23 protein-coding genes are annotated in these 18903 nt (G+C 72.8%); 17 read left to right on the plus strand and 6 right to left on the minus strand.

All coding sequences use genetic code 11. The features are described from left to right. Positions 1-420 precede the first annotated feature (420 nt). Together BMY61_RS28140 and BMY61_RS28145 are read left to right on the plus strand one after the other, a co-directional pair. Entirely contained in the window at positions 421-1236 is an 816-nt protein-coding gene (locus tag BMY61_RS28140; protein ID WP_042451398.1) for a PP2C family protein-serine/threonine phosphatase, read from the plus strand. A gap of 257 nt (positions 1237-1493) precedes the next feature. Next, a complete protein-coding gene (locus BMY61_RS28145) occupies positions 1494-2489 on the plus strand; it encodes an MASE1 domain-containing protein (protein WP_042451396.1) in 996 nt (331 codons plus the stop codon). An 8-nt stretch (positions 2490-2497) separates the two neighbouring features. Here BMY61_RS28145 and BMY61_RS28150 read toward each other — a convergent pair whose 3' ends face one another. Next, a complete protein-coding gene (locus tag BMY61_RS28150) occupies positions 2498-3034 on the minus strand; it encodes an NUDIX hydrolase family protein (RefSeq protein WP_042451394.1) in 537 nt (178 codons plus the stop codon). A gap of 163 nt (positions 3035-3197) precedes the next feature. Here BMY61_RS28150 and BMY61_RS28155 point away from each other — a divergent pair, with 163 nt between their 5' ends. The 12 genes from BMY61_RS28155 (at position 3198) to BMY61_RS28210 (ending at position 11327) form a co-directional block, all read left to right on the plus strand. Beyond that, a complete protein-coding gene (locus BMY61_RS28155) occupies positions 3198-3806 on the plus strand; it encodes a TetR/AcrR family transcriptional regulator (RefSeq protein WP_042451392.1) in 609 nt (202 codons plus the stop codon). A gap of 198 nt (positions 3807-4004) precedes the next feature. Further along, positions 4005-4691 (plus strand): signal peptidase I, encoded by a 687-nt coding sequence (gene lepB, locus BMY61_RS28160; RefSeq protein WP_236656155.1) that lies wholly within the window; start codon positions 4005-4007, stop codon positions 4689-4691. Between the two features lie 94 nt (positions 4692-4785). Continuing rightward, positions 4786-5493, plus strand: a complete 708-nt coding sequence (locus tag BMY61_RS28165) for a cholesterol esterase (RefSeq protein WP_174514519.1) — start codon at positions 4786-4788, stop codon at positions 5491-5493. A gap of 106 nt (positions 5494-5599) precedes the next feature. Next, positions 5600-6127 carry a DUF6114 domain-containing protein gene (locus BMY61_RS28170; protein ID WP_236656148.1) on the plus strand — a complete coding sequence of 176 codons (528 nt, stop codon included), beginning with the start codon at positions 5600-5602 and terminating at the stop codon, positions 6125-6127. Beyond that, positions 6124-6891, plus strand: a complete 768-nt coding sequence (locus tag BMY61_RS28175; RefSeq protein WP_042451390.1) for a DUF6230 family protein — start codon at positions 6124-6126, stop codon at positions 6889-6891. The genes BMY61_RS28170 and BMY61_RS28175 overlap by 4 nt, the downstream gene beginning before the upstream one ends. Further along, entirely contained in the window at positions 6885-7304 is a 420-nt protein-coding gene (locus tag BMY61_RS28180) for a DUF6114 domain-containing protein (RefSeq protein ID WP_236656146.1), read from the plus strand. Before BMY61_RS28175 ends, BMY61_RS28180 begins: the two co-directional genes overlap by 7 nt. Beyond that, positions 7301-7936 carry a hypothetical protein gene (locus tag BMY61_RS28185; RefSeq protein WP_042451388.1) on the plus strand — a complete coding sequence of 212 codons (636 nt, stop codon included), beginning with the start codon at positions 7301-7303 and terminating at the stop codon, positions 7934-7936. Before BMY61_RS28180 ends, BMY61_RS28185 begins: the two co-directional genes overlap by 4 nt. Next, entirely contained in the window at positions 7933-8619 is a 687-nt protein-coding gene (locus tag BMY61_RS28190; protein WP_042451385.1) for a DUF6230 family protein, read from the plus strand. The genes BMY61_RS28185 and BMY61_RS28190 overlap by 4 nt, the downstream gene beginning before the upstream one ends. A gap of 121 nt (positions 8620-8740) precedes the next feature. Then, complete coding sequence (locus tag BMY61_RS28195) at positions 8741-9814, plus strand: helix-turn-helix domain-containing protein (RefSeq protein ID WP_075004094.1); 1074 nt, start codon at positions 8741-8743, stop codon at positions 9812-9814. Positions 9815-9936: 122 nt separating this feature from the next. Next, positions 9937-10314, plus strand: coding sequence for a hypothetical protein (locus BMY61_RS28200; protein ID WP_042451381.1), 378 nt, complete (start codon positions 9937-9939; stop codon positions 10312-10314). Between the two features lie 116 nt (positions 10315-10430). Further along, entirely contained in the window at positions 10431-10970 is a 540-nt protein-coding gene (locus tag BMY61_RS28205) for a hypothetical protein (RefSeq protein WP_042451380.1), read from the plus strand. 9 nt (positions 10971-10979) lie between these two features. Next, positions 10980-11327: a DUF6204 family protein gene (locus BMY61_RS28210; protein WP_042451378.1), complete on the plus strand. Its 348-nt coding sequence runs from the start codon at positions 10980-10982 to the stop codon at positions 11325-11327. A gap of 19 nt (positions 11328-11346) precedes the next feature. Here BMY61_RS28210 and BMY61_RS28215 read toward each other — a convergent pair whose 3' ends face one another. Next, a complete protein-coding gene (locus tag BMY61_RS28215; protein ID WP_042451376.1) occupies positions 11347-11898 on the minus strand; it encodes a GNAT family N-acetyltransferase in 552 nt (183 codons plus the stop codon). Between the two features lie 9 nt (positions 11899-11907). After that, complete coding sequence (locus BMY61_RS28220; protein WP_042451374.1) at positions 11908-12567, minus strand: carbonic anhydrase; 660 nt, start codon at positions 12565-12567, stop codon at positions 11908-11910. A gap of 98 nt (positions 12568-12665) precedes the next feature. Between BMY61_RS28220 and BMY61_RS28225 the strand changes: the two genes are divergently transcribed. Beyond that, on the plus strand, positions 12666-13151 hold the full coding sequence (locus BMY61_RS28225) for a peroxiredoxin (RefSeq protein WP_042451372.1): 486 nt from the start codon (positions 12666-12668) through the stop codon (positions 13149-13151). Here BMY61_RS28225 and BMY61_RS28230 read toward each other — a convergent pair. Together BMY61_RS28230 and BMY61_RS28235 are read right to left on the minus strand one after the other, a co-directional pair. Then, a complete protein-coding gene (locus BMY61_RS28230; RefSeq protein ID WP_042451370.1) occupies positions 13135-13944 on the minus strand; it encodes a hypothetical protein in 810 nt (269 codons plus the stop codon). The two genes, BMY61_RS28225 and BMY61_RS28230, sit on opposite strands and share 17 nt — an antisense overlap. After that, positions 13941-14861, minus strand: a complete 921-nt coding sequence (locus BMY61_RS28235) for a hypothetical protein (protein ID WP_143094550.1) — start codon at positions 14859-14861, stop codon at positions 13941-13943. Before BMY61_RS28235 ends, BMY61_RS28230 begins: the two co-directional genes overlap by 4 nt. Before the next feature lie 209 nt (positions 14862-15070). Between BMY61_RS28235 and BMY61_RS28240 the strand changes: the two genes are divergently transcribed. After that, positions 15071-16081: a hypothetical protein gene (locus tag BMY61_RS28240; protein ID WP_052438951.1), complete on the plus strand. Its 1011-nt coding sequence runs from the start codon at positions 15071-15073 to the stop codon at positions 16079-16081. 190 nt (positions 16082-16271) lie between these two features. After that, positions 16272-17273, plus strand: a complete 1002-nt coding sequence (locus BMY61_RS46520; protein WP_161791290.1) for a hypothetical protein — start codon at positions 16272-16274, stop codon at positions 17271-17273. 61 nt (positions 17274-17334) lie between these two features. On the opposite strand, the gene BMY61_RS28250 is transcribed toward BMY61_RS46520, so the two are convergent. Then, the gene (locus BMY61_RS28250; RefSeq protein ID WP_201777597.1) at positions 17335-18840 is read right to left on the minus strand and encodes a UbiD family decarboxylase; all 1506 of its coding nucleotides are present in this window, start codon (positions 18838-18840) and stop codon (positions 17335-17337) included. Positions 18841-18903: the final 63 nt, after the last annotated feature.

Below are 18903 nucleotides of genomic sequence, written 5' to 3' on the forward strand. Positions count from 1 at the left end.
CAGGCCTCCGATCGGGCGAGTTGAGCGTCCATTGGGACACGGCTGGCCCAGTCATGACAAGGCGGCGTCACTCTCCGGTGGAAACCGTCCGGATCCGCTCGACGGTCGCGACCGGCGGAGGCGAACCGCGGGTGGGAGGCGTCGACGGCCCAGCCGGGTGCGCCGTGGCTGGTGCGTTCGGCCCGGCGGGTGGCCGCGCGCGGACGGTGAGGGCCGGCCGGGGGCCGGCCGGACTGCTGCCCGCCCCGGTGCTGCCGCCCTCGGCTTCGGGGAGATGTGGTGATGATCTTCACAATTCCGTCCCGTGAGCCGGAACTGCCGATTCCTCCTGGATGCGGGCGATCAGAGGACAATAGGATTCAGTGCGCCACAGAGGCATGCCCGGAAGGTCCCCGGCCCCGACGTCGAACGGAGCGGTCCATGGTCCGACGCCGCCCACCGGCGTCAGCGAGCTCGGACGAGCTGCTGAACACGCTCGGTCGGCTGACCGCGCAGGCCCTGGAACGGGTGGAGTCGCAGAAGGCCCGCGTCGAGCTTGCCGCGGCGCTCCAGCGCGACCTTCTCCCCTCCGCGCTCCCGCAGGCCGCGGGCCTGCGCACGGCCGCGAGGTACGCGCCCGCGCGTCACGGCCTGGACATCGGCGGCGACTGGTACGACGGCTTCGTGCTGCCCGGCGGCGTGCTCGGCTTCTCCGTCGGCGACGTCCAGGGCCACGACGTGGAGGCCGCGGCGTTCATGGGGCAGGTCCGCATCGCGCTGCGCGCGCTGGCGACCGTCACCCCCGACCCCGGCGAGGTCCTCGGCCGCGCGAACGACCTGTTGGTCACGATGGACGGCGACCTCTTCGCCACCTGCAGCTTCCTGCGTTACGACCCCGCGAGCGGCGAGCTCGCGATGGCCCGCGCGGGCCACGTCCCCGCGGTCTGGGCCACCTCCGACGGCGCATCCGGCGTCGACGCCGAGCCGGGCGGCCTGCCGCTGGGCATCCAGGGCGGCGAGCCCTACCCCGTCTCCCACCGCCGCCTCACCGGCTCCGGTGCGTTCGTCGTGGTGACGGACGGCGTCGTCGAGGGACCGTCCTTCTCGATCGACGAGGGGCTCGACCACATCGGCACGCTGATCCGCGCGGGGGCGTCGGGCGAGCCCGCGGAACTGGCCGCGGACCTCATCCACGTCGCGGAACTCACCGGCCACCGCGACGACGCAGCGGTCCTCGTCCTGAGGCACGACCGGTGACGGTTCGCTCCCGCAGGTAGTTGCGGCCCTCCGGGGCGCGGGGCTCTGCTGATGTGCGGCTCCGCCGCCTGGGCGCGACAAGCCACCCGGATGCGGATGGTCCTCGACGGGCAGGGCCGTCCGCACGCCGGTGGTTCCCCGCGCTCCTGGACAGTGCAACGTCCCACCCCTGGATCGTGGCGCGTCGCCGTGTGATGATCGCGACTGCGGGCGTGTCACGCCTACGCGTGTGGTCGCTGCGCCGGGAGAGTAGGGGCATGTCAGGTGAGGTGCGCGCGGGGGCGCCGCGGGCGTGGGTGGCGGCGCTCCTGTGGATTGTGGTCGTTGCCGGGGTCTACTACGGCAGCGGGCGGCTCGGGCTGCTCGCGCAGATCGTGGTGGGGGGTGTGCGGGTCACGCCGCTGTGGCCGCCGACGGGGGTCGCGGTAGCGGCCCTGCTGCTGCTCGGACTGCGGGTGTGGCCGGGCATCGCGATCGGTCAGGCGCTGGTGGTGCTGTCGATCTCGCACTGGCATCCCAGCTGGGCCGGGCTCGGCATCGTCGTGGGCGCGACCGTCGCACCTGTGCTGGCGTGGCTGCTGCTGCGCAGTCTGCGGTTCCGGCCGCAGCTGGACCGGCTGCGGGACGGGGTCTCGCTGGTCTTCGCCGCGCTCGCGTCCATGCTGGTGAGCGCGAGCGTCTCCACGTTGATCCTGCTGGCCGAGGGCGTCCTCCCGGCGGGGAACTACTGGGAGGCCTGGGCGGCCTGGTGGACGGGCGACGCGATGGGGGTCCTGGTGATCACCCCGCTGGTCCTGGCCGGCCGGTACGTGCGGTTGCCCGCCGACGCGCCGGTGCTGCGCTGGGCGGAGCTGATGGCGCTGCTGGGTGCCACCCTCGGGGTGATGGTGCTGGCGACGCACAGCTCGCTGTCGGTGCTGTTCCTGGTCTTCCCGCTGGTCATCTGGGCCGCGATCCGGTTCCAGGTGCCGGGCGCGGCGCCGATCGTGCTGATGATCTCGGTGCTCGCGGTGGTCGCCGCGATCAGACACGAGGGGCCGTTCGCGCACCACGGCGTGGCCGCGACCATGTTCGTGCTGCAGGCCCTCAACGGTTCCGCCGCGCTGACCGCGCTGCTGCTCGCCGCGGTGATCACCGAGCGGGACAACACGCACCGGATGATCGCGGAGGCCTGCGCGGGCCTCGCCGAGGTCGTCGCCCGGCTCGCCCCCGACGAGGTCGCGGACCGCTGGCCGGGGGCGAAGGACGACTGACGCCGGGCTCAGACCGCGCAGCCGGCGTGGGCGAGGGCCTGCTTGAGCAGGATGCCCTGGCCGCCGGGCATGTCCTGCTGGACCAGCTCGGAGACGGCCTCCTCGGGGCTGAACCAGACCAGGTCCAGTGCGTCCTGGCGCGGACGGCAATCGCCGGCGACCGGGACGACGTAGGCGAGGGCCACGGCGTGCTGGCGCGGGTCGTGGTACGGGGTGATGCCGGGGGTGGGGAAGTACTCGGCGACGGTGAAGGGCTGCAGCGAGGCCGGGATGCGCGGCAGGGCGACGGGGCCGAGGTCCTTCTCCAGGTGGCGCAGCAGCGCGTCGCGGACCCGCTCGTGGTACTGGACCCGGCCGGAGACCAGGGTGCGGGTCACCACGCCGTCCGGCCCGATGCCCAACAAGAGCCCGACGTGTGTCACTTCACCGCCCTCGTCGACGCGCACCGGGACCGCGTTGACATAGAGGACGGGCAACTGGGCGCGGGCCGCCGACAGTTCGTCGGCGCCGAGCCAACCGGGCGTGGTCTGGGTGAAGTCGGCCATCCCGTGATCGTACTGTTCCCCGCGCGCCCGCGGCGGGAGGCCCGGCGGCATGGACGAACGGCATGGACGACCGGCATGGACGAACGGTGTGGGCGGCCGGCGTGGACGGCGGGTGTGGACCGGGACTGGGCAGGCGCGGCGTGATCAGTACACTGTCCGCACGATGGCAGGGTTCAGGCAGATGGTCCGTTCGATGGCGCGCGAGCGCATGCTCGACGCCGCCTACGCGTGCGTCCAGGAGGACGGGTGGGGCGGGCTGCGCCTCACCGAGGTCGCGCGGCGGGCCGAGTTCAGTCGGCAGACCGTCTACAACGAGTTCCGGTCCAAGGAGGCCCTTGGGCTCGCCCTGATCGAGCGCGGGTTGGAACGGTTCCTGGACGGGGTCCGGGAACGGATCGAGGGTGCGGAGTCGCTGGAGTCGGCGGCGCGCGCGGGCATCGAGTACGCCCTGCGGCTGGCCGCCGAGGACGCGTTGATCGCCTCGGTGCTCACCTCCGGGCGCGGGCACGACTCGGAGCTGCTGGTCTACCTGACCACCCGTTCCGAGCCGGTGTTCGACACCGCGACCACGACGCTGGAGCGGCACGCCGCCGAGGCCTGGCCCGACGTCGACGCGGAGTCGCGCAGCATGGCGGTCGAGGCCATCGTGCGCCTGACTGTCAGTCATGTGGTGCAGTCGGCGCACGACCCGGCTGAGAGCGCCGCACGGATCGCGGAGATCGTGGCCCGCATCGCCTACCCGGGCGCCCGCCCGACCGGCTCCACGGGCTGAGTCACCCGTCCCCACAGGTGCCCAACCCGTCGAGGACCCCTCAAGCCCGCCCTCGTACCTGCCCGCTGAGTGGACGTCACCCCGACTGCTGTCAGAAGTATGGACAGAAGCCCGTGAGTTGTCCACCATGCGATGCGCCGGGCCGCATGTGTCCCCGGCGTGCGCGGGAAGCCGCGCACTCCTGTGGTGGAGGCGCTCGTGGCCAGTTCGCTCACCCCGCACGTGACGGAAGCTCGACGGGCCGACGATCCGCCGCCGAAGCGGCGATGGGCGCTCCGGATCGTCGGCGCCCTCGCGGCCGCGCTCGCCGCGCTCCTCGCGCTGACGGTGGCCGCCGCGTTCGTGCTCTCCGTGCGCGTGGACGGGAGTTCGATGCTGCCGACGCTGCGCACGGGAGAGCGGCTGCTGCCGCAGCCGGGCAGCGGCGGTTCGGTGCAGCGGTTCGAGCTGGTGCTGCTGCAACGGCCGGGGCGGCCCGAGACGTTGGTCAAGCGCGTGATCGCGCTGCCGGGGGACCGGGTCGAGATCGTCTCGACGCCGGCGGACCCCTATCAGGTGCTGGTGCAGCCGGGCGGAAGCGGGCGCTGGTACCGGGTGCGGGTGGACGGCTGGGTGTCGCAGGCGCACCGGTCGAGCAGTTGCTGCGGCCCGGACGGGACGCGGTCGGACGGGCCGCGCGCGCAGACGGTGCCGCCCGGCGCGTTCTTCTACCTCGGCGACGATCCTGACGGCTCCTACGACTCCCGCGCCTACGGCTGGGGGCGGACCGACCTCGTGACGGCCCGGGTATGGCTGCGACTGTGGCCGTTCGCGGGGCCGTCCGTGCTGACGGGCGGCGCGCGCCTGGAGCGTGTCCAGCCGCCTGCCGGCACCTCCACTCGTTAGACATATTTGGCCTGACTGTCCAAGTTATTGACGGTCTATCGCAGTGACGTTAATTTCCTCGACAAGTAGCCGAAGAACGTCCAAGGAGGGCACTTTGAACAGTGAACCCAGAGGCGTGACGCGCTGGCGCAGATCCGCGCTGCTGGCGGTCCCCGCCGTCGGCGCGGTCGCCGGGATGACCGTCGCGATGGTCAGTGGGGCGCTCGCCGCGAACCTCTCGCTCAGCAGCGTGCCGTTCACCCTCACCTCCAACACGGTGGCGGCGCCCTCGGGCCTCGGCACCGTGTTGGACACGGTGACCACGGGCACCACCTCCACCGCCAGCGCGGAGGTGGGTCTGCCCAAGGCGGGCCTGGACGGCATCTGCATCCACGCGGTGCAGAGCGTCAACCTGCCGGTTGTCGGCACCGTCGGCACCTGGTCGCTGAACATCTCCTCGCCGGCGGCGGCCACCCCGCTCACCCCGGCGCAGCTGGCGGCGGGTCAGGGGCTGCAAGCCACCAACCTGATCCTCAACGCCCAGGCGATCAAGGCCGGTTCGGCCACCCTGAACGCCACGGCCACCACGCCGAACGTCATCGGCGCGGCCGCGGACGGCGCCGGGGTCAGGACCAGCGGCATCACCGACGGCACCGCGGGCCAGTTCGGCCTGGACGCGGGCGGCGGCGAGGCGGACCTGTCCAGCCTCAACGCCAACGCCAACGGCGCCACCCTCGGCGGCGCGATCACCCTGCCCAACATGAACATCGCCCTGGTCAACGGCGACACCGCCGGCAAGGGCGCCAACGGCGGCAACTGCTGATCCGGCACCCCCGGGAAACGGCGTGGACGAGGCCCCGGCTCTCGTCCACGCACCCCGGACCAGCGCCCCCGCCCCTCCCGGACCGCCTCACCTCTAGGGAATCCGCATGGCCGACGACGACCCCGCCGCACCGGCGGTCGAACCCGCAGCAGAGCACAACCCCGCGCCCGATCCCGAGGCGCCGCCGGCGCCCGGTTCGGTGCGGCGCGCCCGCCTCGCCTTCCGGCGGTGGCGGCGCACCCGCCCGTTCTGGGGCGCCCTGTGGGCTCTGTGGGGCGGGTTCGTGATCATGTACTTCCCGCTCGCGCCGCTCGGCCGGATCCTGCGCGTCGGCATCGGCGGCATCTACGGCATGGCCGCGGGCGCGCTCATCATGGGCCTCGCGCTGCTCCTGCTGCTGATGCCGAACCAGCGCCATGTGGCGGGCATCGTGATCGTCGTCGCGGGTACCGCGTCCTTCCCGCTCAGCAACCTCGGCGGGTTCTTCGTCGGGATGTTCTGTTCGATCCTCGGCGGCGTCATGGCCTTCGGCTGGATGCCCGCCAAGCCCCCGCGCACACGGCGCGGCCTGCGGCGGGTCCGGCCCGAGGAGCCCTCGCTCGCGGAGGCCGCCGCCGAGGGGGGCATGGCATGAGCGGCGCGGGACGCATCATGGGGCCGGGGCGCGCGGCCGGTCTCGCCCAGCGCGCCCTGGCCGGGTGGAACGGGCGCATGCGCGCCTCCGCCGCCGACGGCACCCGCCGCGGCACCCGCTGGGGACGCACCGCCCTGGTGGTGCTTCCGGCGGCGGCCGCGATCGCCTCCGTCGGTCAGGCGATGGCGCAGGGCGCGCTCGCCGCCTCGTTCAACGTCAACGGCTCCCCGTTCACGCTCACCTCCAACGGCGTGCAGGGCAGCGGTTTCGGCGCGATCCTGAACACCCCCTCCGTCGAGGGATCGTCCGGCACGGTCACCACCACGACCGGCATGGCCAGGGTCGGCTTCGCCCAGGCCGGGCTGGCGGGACTGTGCGGGATCGTGCACCAGAGCATCGCCGGACTGCCCTACTCCCTGTTGCTGACCGCCGGTCAGGCCGTCACCGCCACGCCGCCGTCGACGGTCACCACGGACATCAACGCCTCCGACCTCTACATCGAGGCCAACACCCTGAACGGCGCCACCACCACCCTGCAGAACGCCGTGCTGGGCCTGGCCGCCGACCAGGTGCTGGTCGACGGGAAGCAGTTGACCGGCTATCAGCCGGGCGGCTTCGGCCTCGGCTCGGACGGCGGCACCGGCGGCAGCTCGGTGACCCTCGCCGGGCTGAACGCCTCCGCCTACGACGCCGAGATCGCGGGCTCGCTCACCCTGCCGGGCCTGCAGATCCGCGTCCAGGCCGGAACGGCGACCTCGTGCTGAGGGCCGGGCCGGGCGCCGTCGCACGGGGATGGCGCTGGTTCACCGCCCTGCGCCGGACCCGGCCGTTCTGGGGTGGCGTCTGGATGGTCGCGGGCGGTTGGGAGATCCTCAAGTACTCCTTCGCGCCGCTGCAGATCGTGATCAGCCACGGCCTGAGCGGCGTCGGCGGCTACCTCACCGGCGGTGGGCTGATGCTCTGCGGGCTGATCCCGATCATCCGGCCCTCGCAGCGCCACACCTTCGGCATCCTCGGCATGGTGCTGGCCGTGGTCTCACTGATCGTCTCCAACCTCGGGGGCTTCCTGGTCGGCATGCTGCTCGGCGTCGTCGGCGGTGCGATGACCGTCGGCTGGGGGCCGAAGCCGGCGCGCCGCCCTTCCCGGCGCACCCGCCGTACGGCGGAGGGGGCATGAGGGCCGGGCGGCCGCGACGGAGCGGTGCCGCGGCCGTGGCGCTGTCGCTGCTCGGGGTGTGCCTGCTGCCCGGCTCCAGCGCGGCCGCGCGGCCGGGCAGGCACCTGGCCGCCGCGGTGCTGCCGGGCGAACCCACCCCGATGGGCGTGCCGTTCCTGCCGTCCAGCACGCCGCTGCACATCACCATCGCCGCCATGGTCGCCAACCAGATGACGGTGCAGAACAACGTCACCATCAGGCTGGCCGACGGCAGCACGGTGACGACCACGCGGTACACCTTCGTCAAACTGCAGATCAGCAGCAACATGGCGGTGACCCAGAGCGTCAACGGCTACACCCTGCACATCAACGTGCCGAGCAACGGCTCCCTCGGCGGCCTGGACACCGCGGGCAACGCCGAGACGACGGTGATGTGGGGCAACATCAGCAACATCTGCGTCACCGTCATCTTCCAGATCTGCGGCGTGCAGGGGCTGCTCAACGCCCTCGGCTCGATCATCCCGCTGACCGCCGGGGCACAGAACTTCGTCGGCGACATCTACGCGATCCAGACCACCGACGACCATGCCGCGCTCTCCTCCACGAACAATCCCGTGCACCTGCCCGGGAGCCTGGCGGTGTCCACGCCGTGAACGAGACCAGCCACGGCACCCGTTGGGGCCGCACCGCCGTTGCGGCGCTGCCCGCGCTCGTGTGCGCGGGCGGGATCGGCGCCGCCGTGGGCAGCGGGGCGCTCGCCGCGGGTCTCCAGGTCCAGGGCGGCAGCCTGGAGTTCGCCACCAGCAGCCTGTACGGGACGCAGTTCGGTGCCGCCGTCGTCGAGCAGGCGACCTCCTCGACCACCGCGGGCGGTGCCCCCGGCTCGGTCCACGTGCTGCGTCTCGGTTTCGCCGACGGCCTGCTCGACGGGCTGTGCCTGAGCCAGGAACAGACCATCGGCGGCCTGCCCTTCACGCTGACCATCACGCTCGGCGACAAGAACCCCGGCACCTGGGAGGTGCGGACGCAGAACACCGTGCTCGACCTCACCTCGGTCACCGGCACCCTGGACATGGACGGGCTGGTCGACCTGAACATCAACGGTCCCGACGTCACCACCGTGACCGACTCCACCGGCGCCTTCGTCCCCGACCCGCTGGGCAGTTCCGAGAACCGCTTCGGCATCCAGGCCCACTACGCCAAGTTCGACCAGGTCACCGGCACGGTCCAGGACATCCAGATCCCGGGCCTGCTGCAGACGCCGGCCATCGGCATCTCCGTCCAGCCGGGGAACGTCCCCTGCCCGACCCCGCCGGCGCCCACCGGCACACCCTGAGGGAGCGGTGGCGCCCGCACGAATTGCCCACCGATCCGTCACTTGTCCGGACGAGCCGGACACCCGCTCCCTAGACTGGCGGCAGCCCCGCGCACCGTGAGTGGAGGAGCCGTTGGACCCCGTGCCCTTCGCCGACTACCTGAAGCGCCTGCTGCAGAAGTCGGGGAAGCCTACCTACCGGCGGCTCGGTCATCAGATCGGCTACGGCCGCACGACCGTCTCGGACGCCTTCCAGGGGCGGCGCCTGCCGTCCTGGGACGTCACCGAGCCGCTGGTGCGCGCGCTGGGTGGCGACGTTGCGGAGGCCAGGCGGCTGTGGACCGAGTCCGGTGGCGGCGGCGTCGCGCCCCCGCCCCCGTGGCTCACCGACCCGGTGCTCCCGGTGCCCGCGCTCGTCCCCGGCGTCGGCCTCGCCCGCGCCGCCGCGCTGGCCGCGGCCGATCCGGGCGCGGCGCTCGGCGAGGGCTGGGAGGTGCTGCGCCTGTGCGCGGCCCAGCTCGCCCGCACGGTGGGCGCGTTGCCGCCGTCCGGGGCCGCGTCCGTGATCGACGCGTTCCGCCGGGCCGAGGTGGAGCGGCGCCTGCCGCCCGGTGCCTGTGCCACGGCCGACCGCCTGGCGCAGGTACGCGAGCAGCACCGTGACGGCAGTGCCTCCGTCGAGGTGGCGCTGCAGTTCGTGGTCTTCGCCTACCGGCTGGCCGGACTCGTCGGCGGCGCCGGACACAGCGCCCCTCGGCCCGACCGGGAGCCCGCGGACATCGTCACCCTCGCCGTCCTCGCCGAGGACTTCGGCTGGCGGCCGGACGACGAACACCTCGCCGACTACCGGGAGTTCCTGGCCACGCTGGTCTCCGCGCTGCAGGAGGTCGCCCCCGCCGACCGCGCGCTGCTGACCCGGCTGGTCCAGCACGGAAAAACGTTGCGCCTGGGGCTCGGCTCACCCACCTACGGCATGTCCGGCGCCGAGCTGCGCCAGGTGGTCGAGGTGCCGCCGGCCGAGCTGCCGACGCGCCTCGCGGCCTTGGAGCGGCAGGGGCTGATCGCCTGGCAGCGGCACCCCCAGCCGGCCCAGGAGTGGGTCTGGACCAGCAAGCGCGACGCCTACGCCGTGGACGGTCTGCGCGGCTTCTGCGCCGGACGCGGCCTCGACCTCGCCGTGCTGATCCGCGACGTGCGGCTCGACTGGCTGGGATGAGGGGCTGGGACGAGGGCTGGGACGAGGGGCTGACCGGGCAGCCTACAGGCGGGCGCCGCGCGTGCGTCCGTTTACCTGAATATTCGATCCTGTGACCGGCAGCTTGCTTAGAGTCACCGCACATGACCACCACCACTGACCAAGCCCTCGCCCGTGCCATGCGCATCGAGGGAGCGATCGGCGCCGCGCTCGTGGACTACAACAGCGGGCTGGCGCTCGGCACCATCGGCGGCGGGGCGGAACTCGACCTGAGCGCCGCCGCCGCGGGCAACACCGACGTGGTCCGCGCCAAGATGCGGACCATGGACATGCTGGGCCTCAAGGGCGAGATCGACGACATCCTGATCACCCTCACCGGCCAGTACCACGTCATCCGCCCGATGACCGCTCCAGGCACCGAGGGCCTCTTCTTCTACCTCGCCCTGGACCGGCAGAAGTCCAATCTCGCCATGGCCCGCCGCCAGCTCGAACAGGCGGAGAAGCTGCTCCGCGAGGTCTGACCCGCGCCCGACCGTGCCCGCGCCCGGCCAACCACGGATGGCCGGGCAACCGGGAGCCCGGGAGCGACGTCCTGATCTTCGTGGGGTGGGCGGCAACCGGGAACGCTGGGGGATCGATGATACGTCGGGACAGACGTCGGGACGGTGGGGCGCTGCCCGAACCGCGGCCGCACCACTACCGGTTCGCCCACCGGCTGCTGCCTTCGCTCACCCACCTCGACGCGGTCCCGCCCGCGCAGCTCGACACCGAGCTGCAGCGGCTGTGGGAGGAGTACGCCTCGCACTTCCCCGCCGAGCAGCGGCTGCCGGTCGACGGGCTGCACGGCAGCCTGGTCCGCGCCGGGCAGTACGGGCTGGTGCTCGTCGTCCTCCCCGCGCCCCGCGCGGCGGGCGAGGCCTTCGCCCTCGTCATGGCCCACCGCGCCGACGGCTCGGCGCCGCGGTGCTTCACCCTGGACTACGCCGTCGACCCGCTCACCGGCGAGCCCGGCGCGGTCCTGGGGGAGTGGGCGGACGGCGCCCACCTGCTGCGCCGGAGCGGCCTGACGGCCGACCCGCGCCCGTTCCTCCGGGCCGTCACCGCCCTGCTGAAGGCCGCCGAGTCGCCCGAGCCGCCCGCGGAAACCAGGTGGAGGGTGCCCTGGTCGCGCGGCTAGTGTCGGCACGTGAGCACACGTACCTTCCGCATCACCGTCCGCGGCGTCTTCGACGGGCTCAGCGCCGAGCAGCGCGCCGAGCTGGCCGCCAGGGCCGCCGAACACGACGTCCTGCACGCCGAGTTCACGCCCGAGGGGCAGATGACCTACGACATTGCCGCGCGGACGGCCTTCACCTTCCGCTTCCAGGACACCGGGGAGGCGGAGGAGGACATCCTGCTGTCGGAGATCCGCGCCGAGGACGCGGCCAAGGCCTGGCTCGCCTCCCGCGGCTACGGCCACCGCAACCTCCGCACCAGCTCCCAGGACCTCTCACAGGCCCCCCTCGCCAAGCGCCAGCGCCGCGCGGGCCTCTAGCCGGTCGCCACGGCACCAGCTAGTGCCGTGGCGGCGCCGCGTAACAGTGGACGGTGACCCTGCGGTCCGGGGCCCACTCGTCCTCGACGGTGGCCAGCAGGCTCCAGCCCGCGCGGCGGTACAGCTCTGCCGCGGCGGTGTCGGTGGACACCACGTCCAGCACCGGGTGCAGGCCGCGGCTGCGGGCTTCGTGGGTGGCCTGGGCCAGCAGCAGTGCGCCCAGGCCGTGGCCGCGCGCCGTCGGGGCGACGAACAGACGGCTGACCACGGCCGTCGCCCCGGGCGGCAGGCCGGTGCGGTGGCTCCACTCGCCTGGCGCCAGATCCCCGGTCGAGCTTCGGCACAGGCCGACCTGGCCCACCACCTCGCCGTCGAGCTCCGCGACCCAGGCGTCCAGCAGGGACGCCTGGGTCAGCCAGCGCACCGGATCGTCGGGCCAGTCCACCGGGTAGCCGTCGCCAGCGTGGACGTCACGCAGCACCCGCGCGCACACGGCCAGGTCGGACGCCTCCCGGCGACGGACACGGCGTCGTGCGGCCGGGGGTGCGAGGTCGGCGGCTCCGGCCGTCACGGCGGAGGCCTACGCCCGGCTGGCCGGGACCGGCCCGAAGGGGTGGCTCAGGCCGTGGGCGGAGACCGGGCGGGCGGCGCCGTCGGCGAGGGCGTAGGAGAGGCCGACGATCGCGGTGCGGCCGGCCTCCACCGCCTCGGCCAGTACCCGGGAACGGTCCAGCAGCAGGTCCACCGTCTGCTTTATGTGCTCCTTGACGATGTCGTCGCGCGACTCGATCCCGGCCGCGCGGGCCGCCAGCACGCTGGGGGTGACCCGCTCGATCACGTCGCGCACGTATCCGGGCGCGCCCGCGGCCCCGTCGAGGGCGTCGCAGGCCGCGCCGACCGCGCCGCACTGGTCGTGGCCGAGGACGACGACGAGCGGGGCGCCGAGGATGCTGACGCCGTACTCGATGCTGCCCAGCACCTCGGGGCCCATCACGTGGCCGGCGGTGCGGACGACGAAGAGGTCGCCCAGGCCGCGGTCGAAGATGATCTCGGCGGCGAGGCGGGAGTCGGAGCAGCCGAACAGCACCGCGAAGGGGCGCTGCGTGGGCACCGTCGCGGCGCGACGGGCTGCGTCCTGGTTGGGGTGCTCGGGTGATCCGTCGACGAAGCGTCGGTTACCGGCGAGCAGGGTCTCCAGGGCGTCGTCGGCGGTGGGGGCGTCCGTGATCGAATCCGTCATACCCGCAGCCTACGGCCCCCGCCTCGAGCATCGCTCGTCGGGCTTCTCACACTAGCCCCGCCTGCCGCCCGGGCTGCCCGGTGTGGTTCGCTGTGCGGATGGCGAAGAGTCCCGTGGTGGGCGCAACGGCGCCCGACTTCACACTGCCGGCGGTCCAGTTGGTGGACGGCGCGGCGGTCCGCAGTGAGTTGACCCTGTCGGAGCAGCGCGGACGTCCGCTCGTGCTCGCCTTCTACCCGGGCGACGACACCCCCGTCTGCACCAAGCAGTTGTGCTCCTACTCCTCGGGCCTGGAGGAGTTCACCGAGCTCGGCGCGACGGTGTGGGGCATCAGTACCCAGGACGTGGAGAGCCACGAGGCCTTCGCGCGCAAGCACGGCCTGCGGATGCCGCTGCTGGCCGACACCGGGCGCACGGCGGCGACGGCGTACGGGATCACGCTCGGCGCGATGGTCCGCCGTTCGGTGTTCGTCGTGGACGCGGAGGGCGTGCTGCGCTGGAAGCACGTGGCCGCGCTCGGGCTGACCTTCCGTGACGTGGCGACGCTGACCGAGCAGTTGGCGCTGCTCAACGAGGGGCGCTGACCGCGTCCTGCTCCGCCTTCGGGCGGCGGGTGACGCCCATCAGGGCCGCGACGGTGTCGCGCACGCCCCGGCCGCGCATGTCCTGCCGCACCAGGCGGGCGGCGTCGCCCGGATCGCGGGCGTAGGCGTGCAGGCGGCCCTCGCGCAGGGCCAGGACCAGGTCCGTGGTCGACTCGACCGTCTCGGCCGAGCCGACGGCGCTGTACGCGATCGCGGTCAGCAGCGCCGAGCGCGGGGCTGCCGCCAGCACCGCGTCCGGGTCGTCGCCCGGCGCGGGCTCGGCCCACTGGCCGCGCGGCAGCCAGTCGGCCAGCATCTGCAGGGTCTCCTCCAGGGAGTGCAGGGAGACCTCGTGGACGCCGAGCGTGTCGATGCGCACCAGCAGGCAGACGCGTTCGGGCTGCGGCAGTACCAGGGTGCGCCAGGGCTCGCCCGGCCCGGTCCCGGCGACGCGGGCGTCCAGCACCGTGCGGGCGCGCCGCTGGAACGCGACGGCGATGCCGAGGTCGCCGCGTACCTGGATCTGGTCCTCGCCCTTGCCGGCCACCAGCAGTTGCCGGGCCGCCAGCGAGCGGACCGCCTCGGCGAGGACCTCGTCGGAGGGGCGTGCCTCCAGGAAGTCCACGACGGCGTCGACGACCGTGAGCTCGGCGATGGTGTAGGCGCCGAGCGGCACCGCGCCGGTCTCCACCAGGTCGACCACGGCCGCCACCATGCCGTCGGGGACGGAGACCGCGCCCGGCAGGTCCCCCGGCGAGGGCGGCGAGGGTGGTGTCGTGTCGGCGTCGCTCATCGGTCGACCTCCTGCGGCGGCGTGCTGGTGGGCTGGGTGCCGATCCAGCGGGTGCCCGGCTGCGGCAGCTCGCCGGGGTGGAACAGCACCTGCGCGGCGGGTGGCAGCGGGGCCTCGCTGACCCACACCTGCGAGCTGCCGAACAGCCCCCGCCCGGCCCGGCCGTCCAGCGCTCGCCCGAGCTCGTCGGTCGGGTCCCTGGGCTCGGGCGGCGGGAAGCGCGCGGCCAGGTCGGCGGAGGCGGAGGTGACGTCGTCGGCCGCCTCGATACCGCGCAGTGCCTCGGTGAGGGTGCGGGAGATCTCGGGCCCCACGGCCATCGGCACCGACAGCGCGGGCGAGAGGTACATCGGGCGCCGCTCCGTCACCCGCGAGAGGCCCCACGGCCCGACGTTGCTGCGGGTGATCCGGTAGACGACGTAGTCCATCAGGTGCTTCAGGTCGTTCAGGCTGGGGAGCTTCTTCTTGCCGAACGCGGCGGGCGTCTTCTCCAACTGCATCCAGGTGCCGGTGGCGGTGCGCCCGTGGAGCTTCTCGCGGACCACCGGGCCGCGCATGCCGATGTCCGGGTAGCGCGACTTGTCCACGTCGCGGTGGTGCGAGGAGAGCCGGTGGTGGCTGACCTCGGGAAAACTCCACTGCTCGTACAGCTCCGGGTCGTCCACGAGGACGTGGCCGCCGCACAGCACGTCGTGCAACTGCTGCACCTGCAGGCCGTGCCGCTCCAGGTCGGTCATGATGACCGCCTCCTGGGGGCTGAGCCCGGTGGCCGCGGCGACCAGGCCCTTGCGGTAGACGTCGTTGCGCGCGGTCAGCTCGATCAGCAGCCGCATCCGCGTGCGCATCCGTTCGGCCTGGCGGGCCTGTTCCGCGCGTGCGGCGCGGCGCTTGCGACGACGTGCCTGTCCACCTGCCATATGACCCAGTACAACACCGGATCGGGCGCCTCGCCCGGACAGGCGCCGCCGCTCGGCGCGTCGGCTCGTGAAAGAAGGGTGTGATTACGGAGGGGGCCCGGGGCCGCGTCTTGACGCGTACAGGCTGACCCCGGAACCCTGTGGGCGATTCGTCCGGCAGCAGCCCGGCCCCGCGTGAGCGGGGCGTGGGCGGAGGGTGGGAGCGGAACGTGAACGAGCGCGCGGGCGTCACTCGGAGCCACCCCCGACGTACCGTCTCCACCGGCGCCGGGCAGGTGCCGACCCGGCGGCTCTCGCGCGCCCTGAACACGGCGCTGCGGACCGGACCGTTCGAAACGGCCCTGCAGCTGGCGATCACCGAGTCCGGGCTGAGCCTGGACAGCCTGCGCCGCCGTCTCGCCGCCGACGGCGTCCCGGTCGGGATCTCCACGCTCAGCTACTGGCAGCGTGGCCTGCGTCGGCCCGAACGCCCGGACTCGCTGCGTGCGGTCGGTGCGATCGAGCAGCTGTGCGGCCTGCCGCCCTCCGCGCTGGTCGCGCTGCTCGGCCCGCGCCGACCCCGTGGCCGCTTCGCCCGGCCCCGCCGGGGCGGCGGCGCCGCGCTCGACTTCGACCAGGTGATCGGGGCCGATCTGCTGGCCGCCATGCGCCTGTGCGACACCGACGTCACCGTCAACAGCCGCTACGAGCACGTGAGCGTCCACGGCGACCGCTGGCTGCGGGCCGACCGCTCCTGGTCGGTGGAGCAGATCCGGCGCATCGTCATCCCGCTGGAACCGGGCCTGGACCGGTTCGTCGCCATCAGCCTCCCCGACGCGGCGGGGGAGGGCCCGCCGACCGTGCACCCGCTGCACGGCTGCCGCCTCGGCCGGGTGCGTACCGACGCCGGCACCGGCCTGCAGGTCGCGGAGTTGCTCTTCGACACCCCGCTGCGGCCCGGCCAGCCCTACGCGTTCGACTACGAGTACCGCGCGGGCGAGGGCACCCAGGGCGCTGTCGGCTACCACTACGGCACCCGGCAACCGCTGCGGGAGCTGGTGCTGCGCGTGCACTTCGACGTCACCGGCCTACCGGTGCGCTGTTACCGCGTCGAGCGCGACCACTACGACGACGAGCCTGGCGACCTCCAGGAGTTGCGGCCCGGGCGCGGCGGTGTGGTGCAACTGGTGAGCCTCGACCGGGAGGCGGGTTTCGAGGGCTTCCGCTGGGAGTGGGACTGAACTGTGAAACCAGGAACGTTCACGTTCTGGCCTTCCGCCGGCTCGATGGACCGTCCCCTACGCGGGCAAGGGCACTCAGGGTTTTCACAGAGTTCTCCCAGCGGCCCGTGACCCCGTTGTCACCCCTCGCGGTGGAGTCCCAGCATGCTGCCTGACCGGAACTCAGGAGACGTAGCAGGGAGGACCCCTCGTGCGACCCACTCTCCGCGCCATCGGATTGACCGCCGCCACGGCCACCGCACTCGTGTCGGCGTCGCTGACGGTGCTGCCGGCCCACGCCGCCACCGCGGCGCAGTCGGCCACTCAGGCCGCCGCGGCGGCGCAGCCCGCCACCCGGACCGTCACGGTGCACCTGGACGGCAAGACGTTCCACGTCCAGCTGCACAAGCCGTCCGGCGTGGTCTGGATGCACGGCCACCACGCCAAGCGCGGCAGCACCGGCTCGACGGCCGACAGCAACTACACGGTCTACCCGCCCACCACCTCGACCGGCGGCCTGCAGTACGGCGGCGGCCCGCTGGAGACCTCGCCCACCGTCTACCTGGACTTCTGGGGCAGCCAGTGGGACAGCGACGCCAACGGCGTCCAGTCCTACATGCAGAACCTCTTCGGTGGCCTCGGTGCCTCCGGTGACACCTGGTCCACCGTCACCAGCCAGTACACCGACGGCAACGGCGCCTCGCCGACCTTCAACGGCGCGGTGCTGGGCGGCTCCTGGACCGACGACGGCTCCGCCGCGCCTGCCGCGCCCTCCCAGGCGGACATCGCCGCCGAGGCCGACAACGCCGCCGCGCACTTCGGCGTCTCCGGCCCGAACGTCGACATCTACGTGATGAGCCCGAGCGGCAGCCAGCCCGACGGCTTCCCGAACGCCGGCTTCTGCGCCTGGCACAACTGGGACGGCAACGTCGCCTACACCAACATGCCCTACGTCCTGGACGCCGGCAGCAGCTGCGGCGCCAACTCCGTGCAGAACCAGCTCGACGGCTTCAGCATCGTCGGCGGCCACGAGTACGCCGAGGCAGCCACCGACCCGGAGCCGTCCAGCGGCTACGTCGACTCCAACGGCGAGGAGATCGGCGACCTCTGCGCCTGGGACAACGATCAGACGGTCTCCCTCGCGACCGGCACGTTCGCGATGCAGCCGCTGTACTCCAACAAGGACAACGGCTGCGTCTTCTCGTCCCAGTGACGCGGTGACGCGGTGACTCGGGCCGTCGCGGGTCTCGCGGCGGCCCCAGTCACCGCCGGGATCAGCCGCTGAAGCCGTACTCCGTCCAGCTCTTCAGCACCCGCTCCTGGATCTCGGTCGGCCAGCCGTTCTCGAAGCTTCCCTTCACCGGACGTCGGCCGCCCGGGTAGAGGTCGGCCAGCAGGCAGTTATAGATCACCTTGCCGGCCCGGAAGGTGTGCGACTCCTCCGGCGAGAGGTAGACCGCGAGCTGCATGCTCAGCGCGGGCGGGAAGTGGAACTCGCCGCGGTCCACGTCCGGGTGGGAGCGGGTCGCGAACGCCCAGACCACCTGGCTCAGGTCGGTGATGTCGATGTCGTCCTCGACCAGCAGGATCTTCGGCGCGTTGACCGACGGCTTGCCCTGGAAGATCACCCCGGCGATCCGGTCGGCGAGCTCGTGCGACCCGAGGCCCGTGGTCTCGTGCCAGTCCTGGCGCACCGCGATGGTCAGCCAGTGCACCGCGGCCTCGAAGTTGTACCAGCACGAGGAGATCGGCAGGCCCGCCTCGCGCAGCTGGTAGAGGATCTCGGCGGCCGAGGTGGTGCCGATGACGGTGTGGTCCTCCTCGACCGGCGGACCGGCCGCGCAGACCGCCTGGATCGCCTGGTCGCGGTAGGTGATCGCCGAGACGTGGAAGACGGCCTTGGGCGTGGCCTCGGTGGCGTTGTAGCCGGGGAACTCGTTGAACGGGCCCTCCATCACCGTCTCGTCCAGCGCGATGTGACCCTCGATCACCATCTCGGCCGTCGCCGGCACCAGCAAGTCAACCGTCTCGGCCTTCACGACCTCGATGCCCTCGCCGAACAGCGCGCCCAGGTAGTGCGACTCGTCCGCGCCCTCGGGGATCGGCATCCCGCCGACGAACGGCAGGCCCGGCTCCACGCCGATGGCCAGCGCGATCGGCATCGGCTTGCCCTCCTCGGCCCACTTGGACCGGATGATCCCCAGGTGCTGCGGCGCGGGGATCAGGCAGGCCAGGGTGGACCGGTCGTGGATCATCATGCGGTTGATCGACCAGTTGGTCCACGAGCCGTCCGGGCTCTTGACGATGTTCATCCCGTACGTCTGGATGTAGCGGCCGCCGTCGTTGCCGTGGATCAGCGGCGTCGGGAAGGCGAACAGGTCGATGTCCTCGCCGGTCATCACGTTCTGCTTGCACGGCGCGTCCTCGCGGGCCACCTCGACCGGTGGGATCCCGGGCTTGGACCGCGCCGCCGCCAGCGCCTCGACGATCTCCTGTCCCGACGCGTTCGCGCCGAGCCCGACCGCCAGCGAGATCCGGGCCAGCGGGTTCGCCGAGCTGCTGAGCGCGCCCGGCGCGCCCAGCAGGCGGAAGCCGGTGTCGCGGTAGCCGGTCAGATGGGTGAACAGCGGAGCCGGGGCGACGAGGTCGTAGCAGCGTCGGATCACCGCTCCGGCCTCCAGGCTCCAGTCCACCTCCTTGTCGATCCGCTGGACGTCGCCGATCGTGTCGAGCTCCTCGATGAACTCGCGCAGGCTCTTGATGTGTCGCACCACTGCCACCCCGTTCCGCCTGTACCAGGCTTCGACTACCGGCAGCAGTAGATTCGATCATGTGAGCGTCCG

This window comes from Streptacidiphilus jiangxiensis (assembly GCF_900109465.1).
Taxonomy (GTDB): domain Bacteria; phylum Actinomycetota; class Actinomycetes; order Streptomycetales; family Streptomycetaceae; genus Streptacidiphilus; species Streptacidiphilus jiangxiensis.

What these genes read in the sequence shown, in the direction of transcription:
- BMY61_RS28145 (WP_042451396.1), top strand. Translation starts at nt 1,494, where the DNA reads ATGTCAGGTGAGGTGCGCGCGGGGGCGCCGCGGGCGTGGGTGGCGGCG.
- BMY61_RS28200 (WP_042451381.1), top strand. Translation starts at nt 9,937, where the DNA reads ATGACCACCACCACTGACCAAGCCCTCGCCCGTGCCATGCGCATCGAG.
- BMY61_RS28140 (WP_042451398.1), top strand. Translation starts at nt 421, where the DNA reads ATGGTCCGACGCCGCCCACCGGCGTCAGCGAGCTCGGACGAGCTGCTG.
- BMY61_RS28170 (WP_236656148.1), top strand. Translation starts at nt 5,600, where the DNA reads ATGGCCGACGACGACCCCGCCGCACCGGCGGTCGAACCCGCAGCAGAG.
- BMY61_RS28155 (WP_042451392.1), top strand. Translation starts at nt 3,198, where the DNA reads ATGGCAGGGTTCAGGCAGATGGTCCGTTCGATGGCGCGCGAGCGCATG.
- BMY61_RS28175 (WP_042451390.1), top strand. Translation starts at nt 6,124, where the DNA reads ATGAGCGGCGCGGGACGCATCATGGGGCCGGGGCGCGCGGCCGGTCTC.
- BMY61_RS28235 (WP_143094550.1), bottom strand. Translation starts at nt 14,861, where the DNA reads ATGGCAGGTGGACAGGCACGTCGTCGCAAGCGCCGCGCCGCACGCGCG.
- BMY61_RS28225 (WP_042451372.1), top strand. Translation starts at nt 12,666, where the DNA reads ATGGCGAAGAGTCCCGTGGTGGGCGCAACGGCGCCCGACTTCACACTG.
- BMY61_RS28205 (WP_042451380.1), top strand. Translation starts at nt 10,431, where the DNA reads ATGATACGTCGGGACAGACGTCGGGACGGTGGGGCGCTGCCCGAACCG.
- BMY61_RS28220 (WP_042451374.1), bottom strand. Translation starts at nt 12,567, where the DNA reads ATGACGGATTCGATCACGGACGCCCCCACCGCCGACGACGCCCTGGAG.
- BMY61_RS28150 (WP_042451394.1), bottom strand. Translation starts at nt 3,034, where the DNA reads ATGGCCGACTTCACCCAGACCACGCCCGGTTGGCTCGGCGCCGACGAA.
- BMY61_RS28185 (WP_042451388.1), top strand. Translation starts at nt 7,301, where the DNA reads ATGAGGGCCGGGCGGCCGCGACGGAGCGGTGCCGCGGCCGTGGCGCTG.
- BMY61_RS28230 (WP_042451370.1), bottom strand. Translation starts at nt 13,944, where the DNA reads ATGAGCGACGCCGACACGACACCACCCTCGCCGCCCTCGCCGGGGGAC.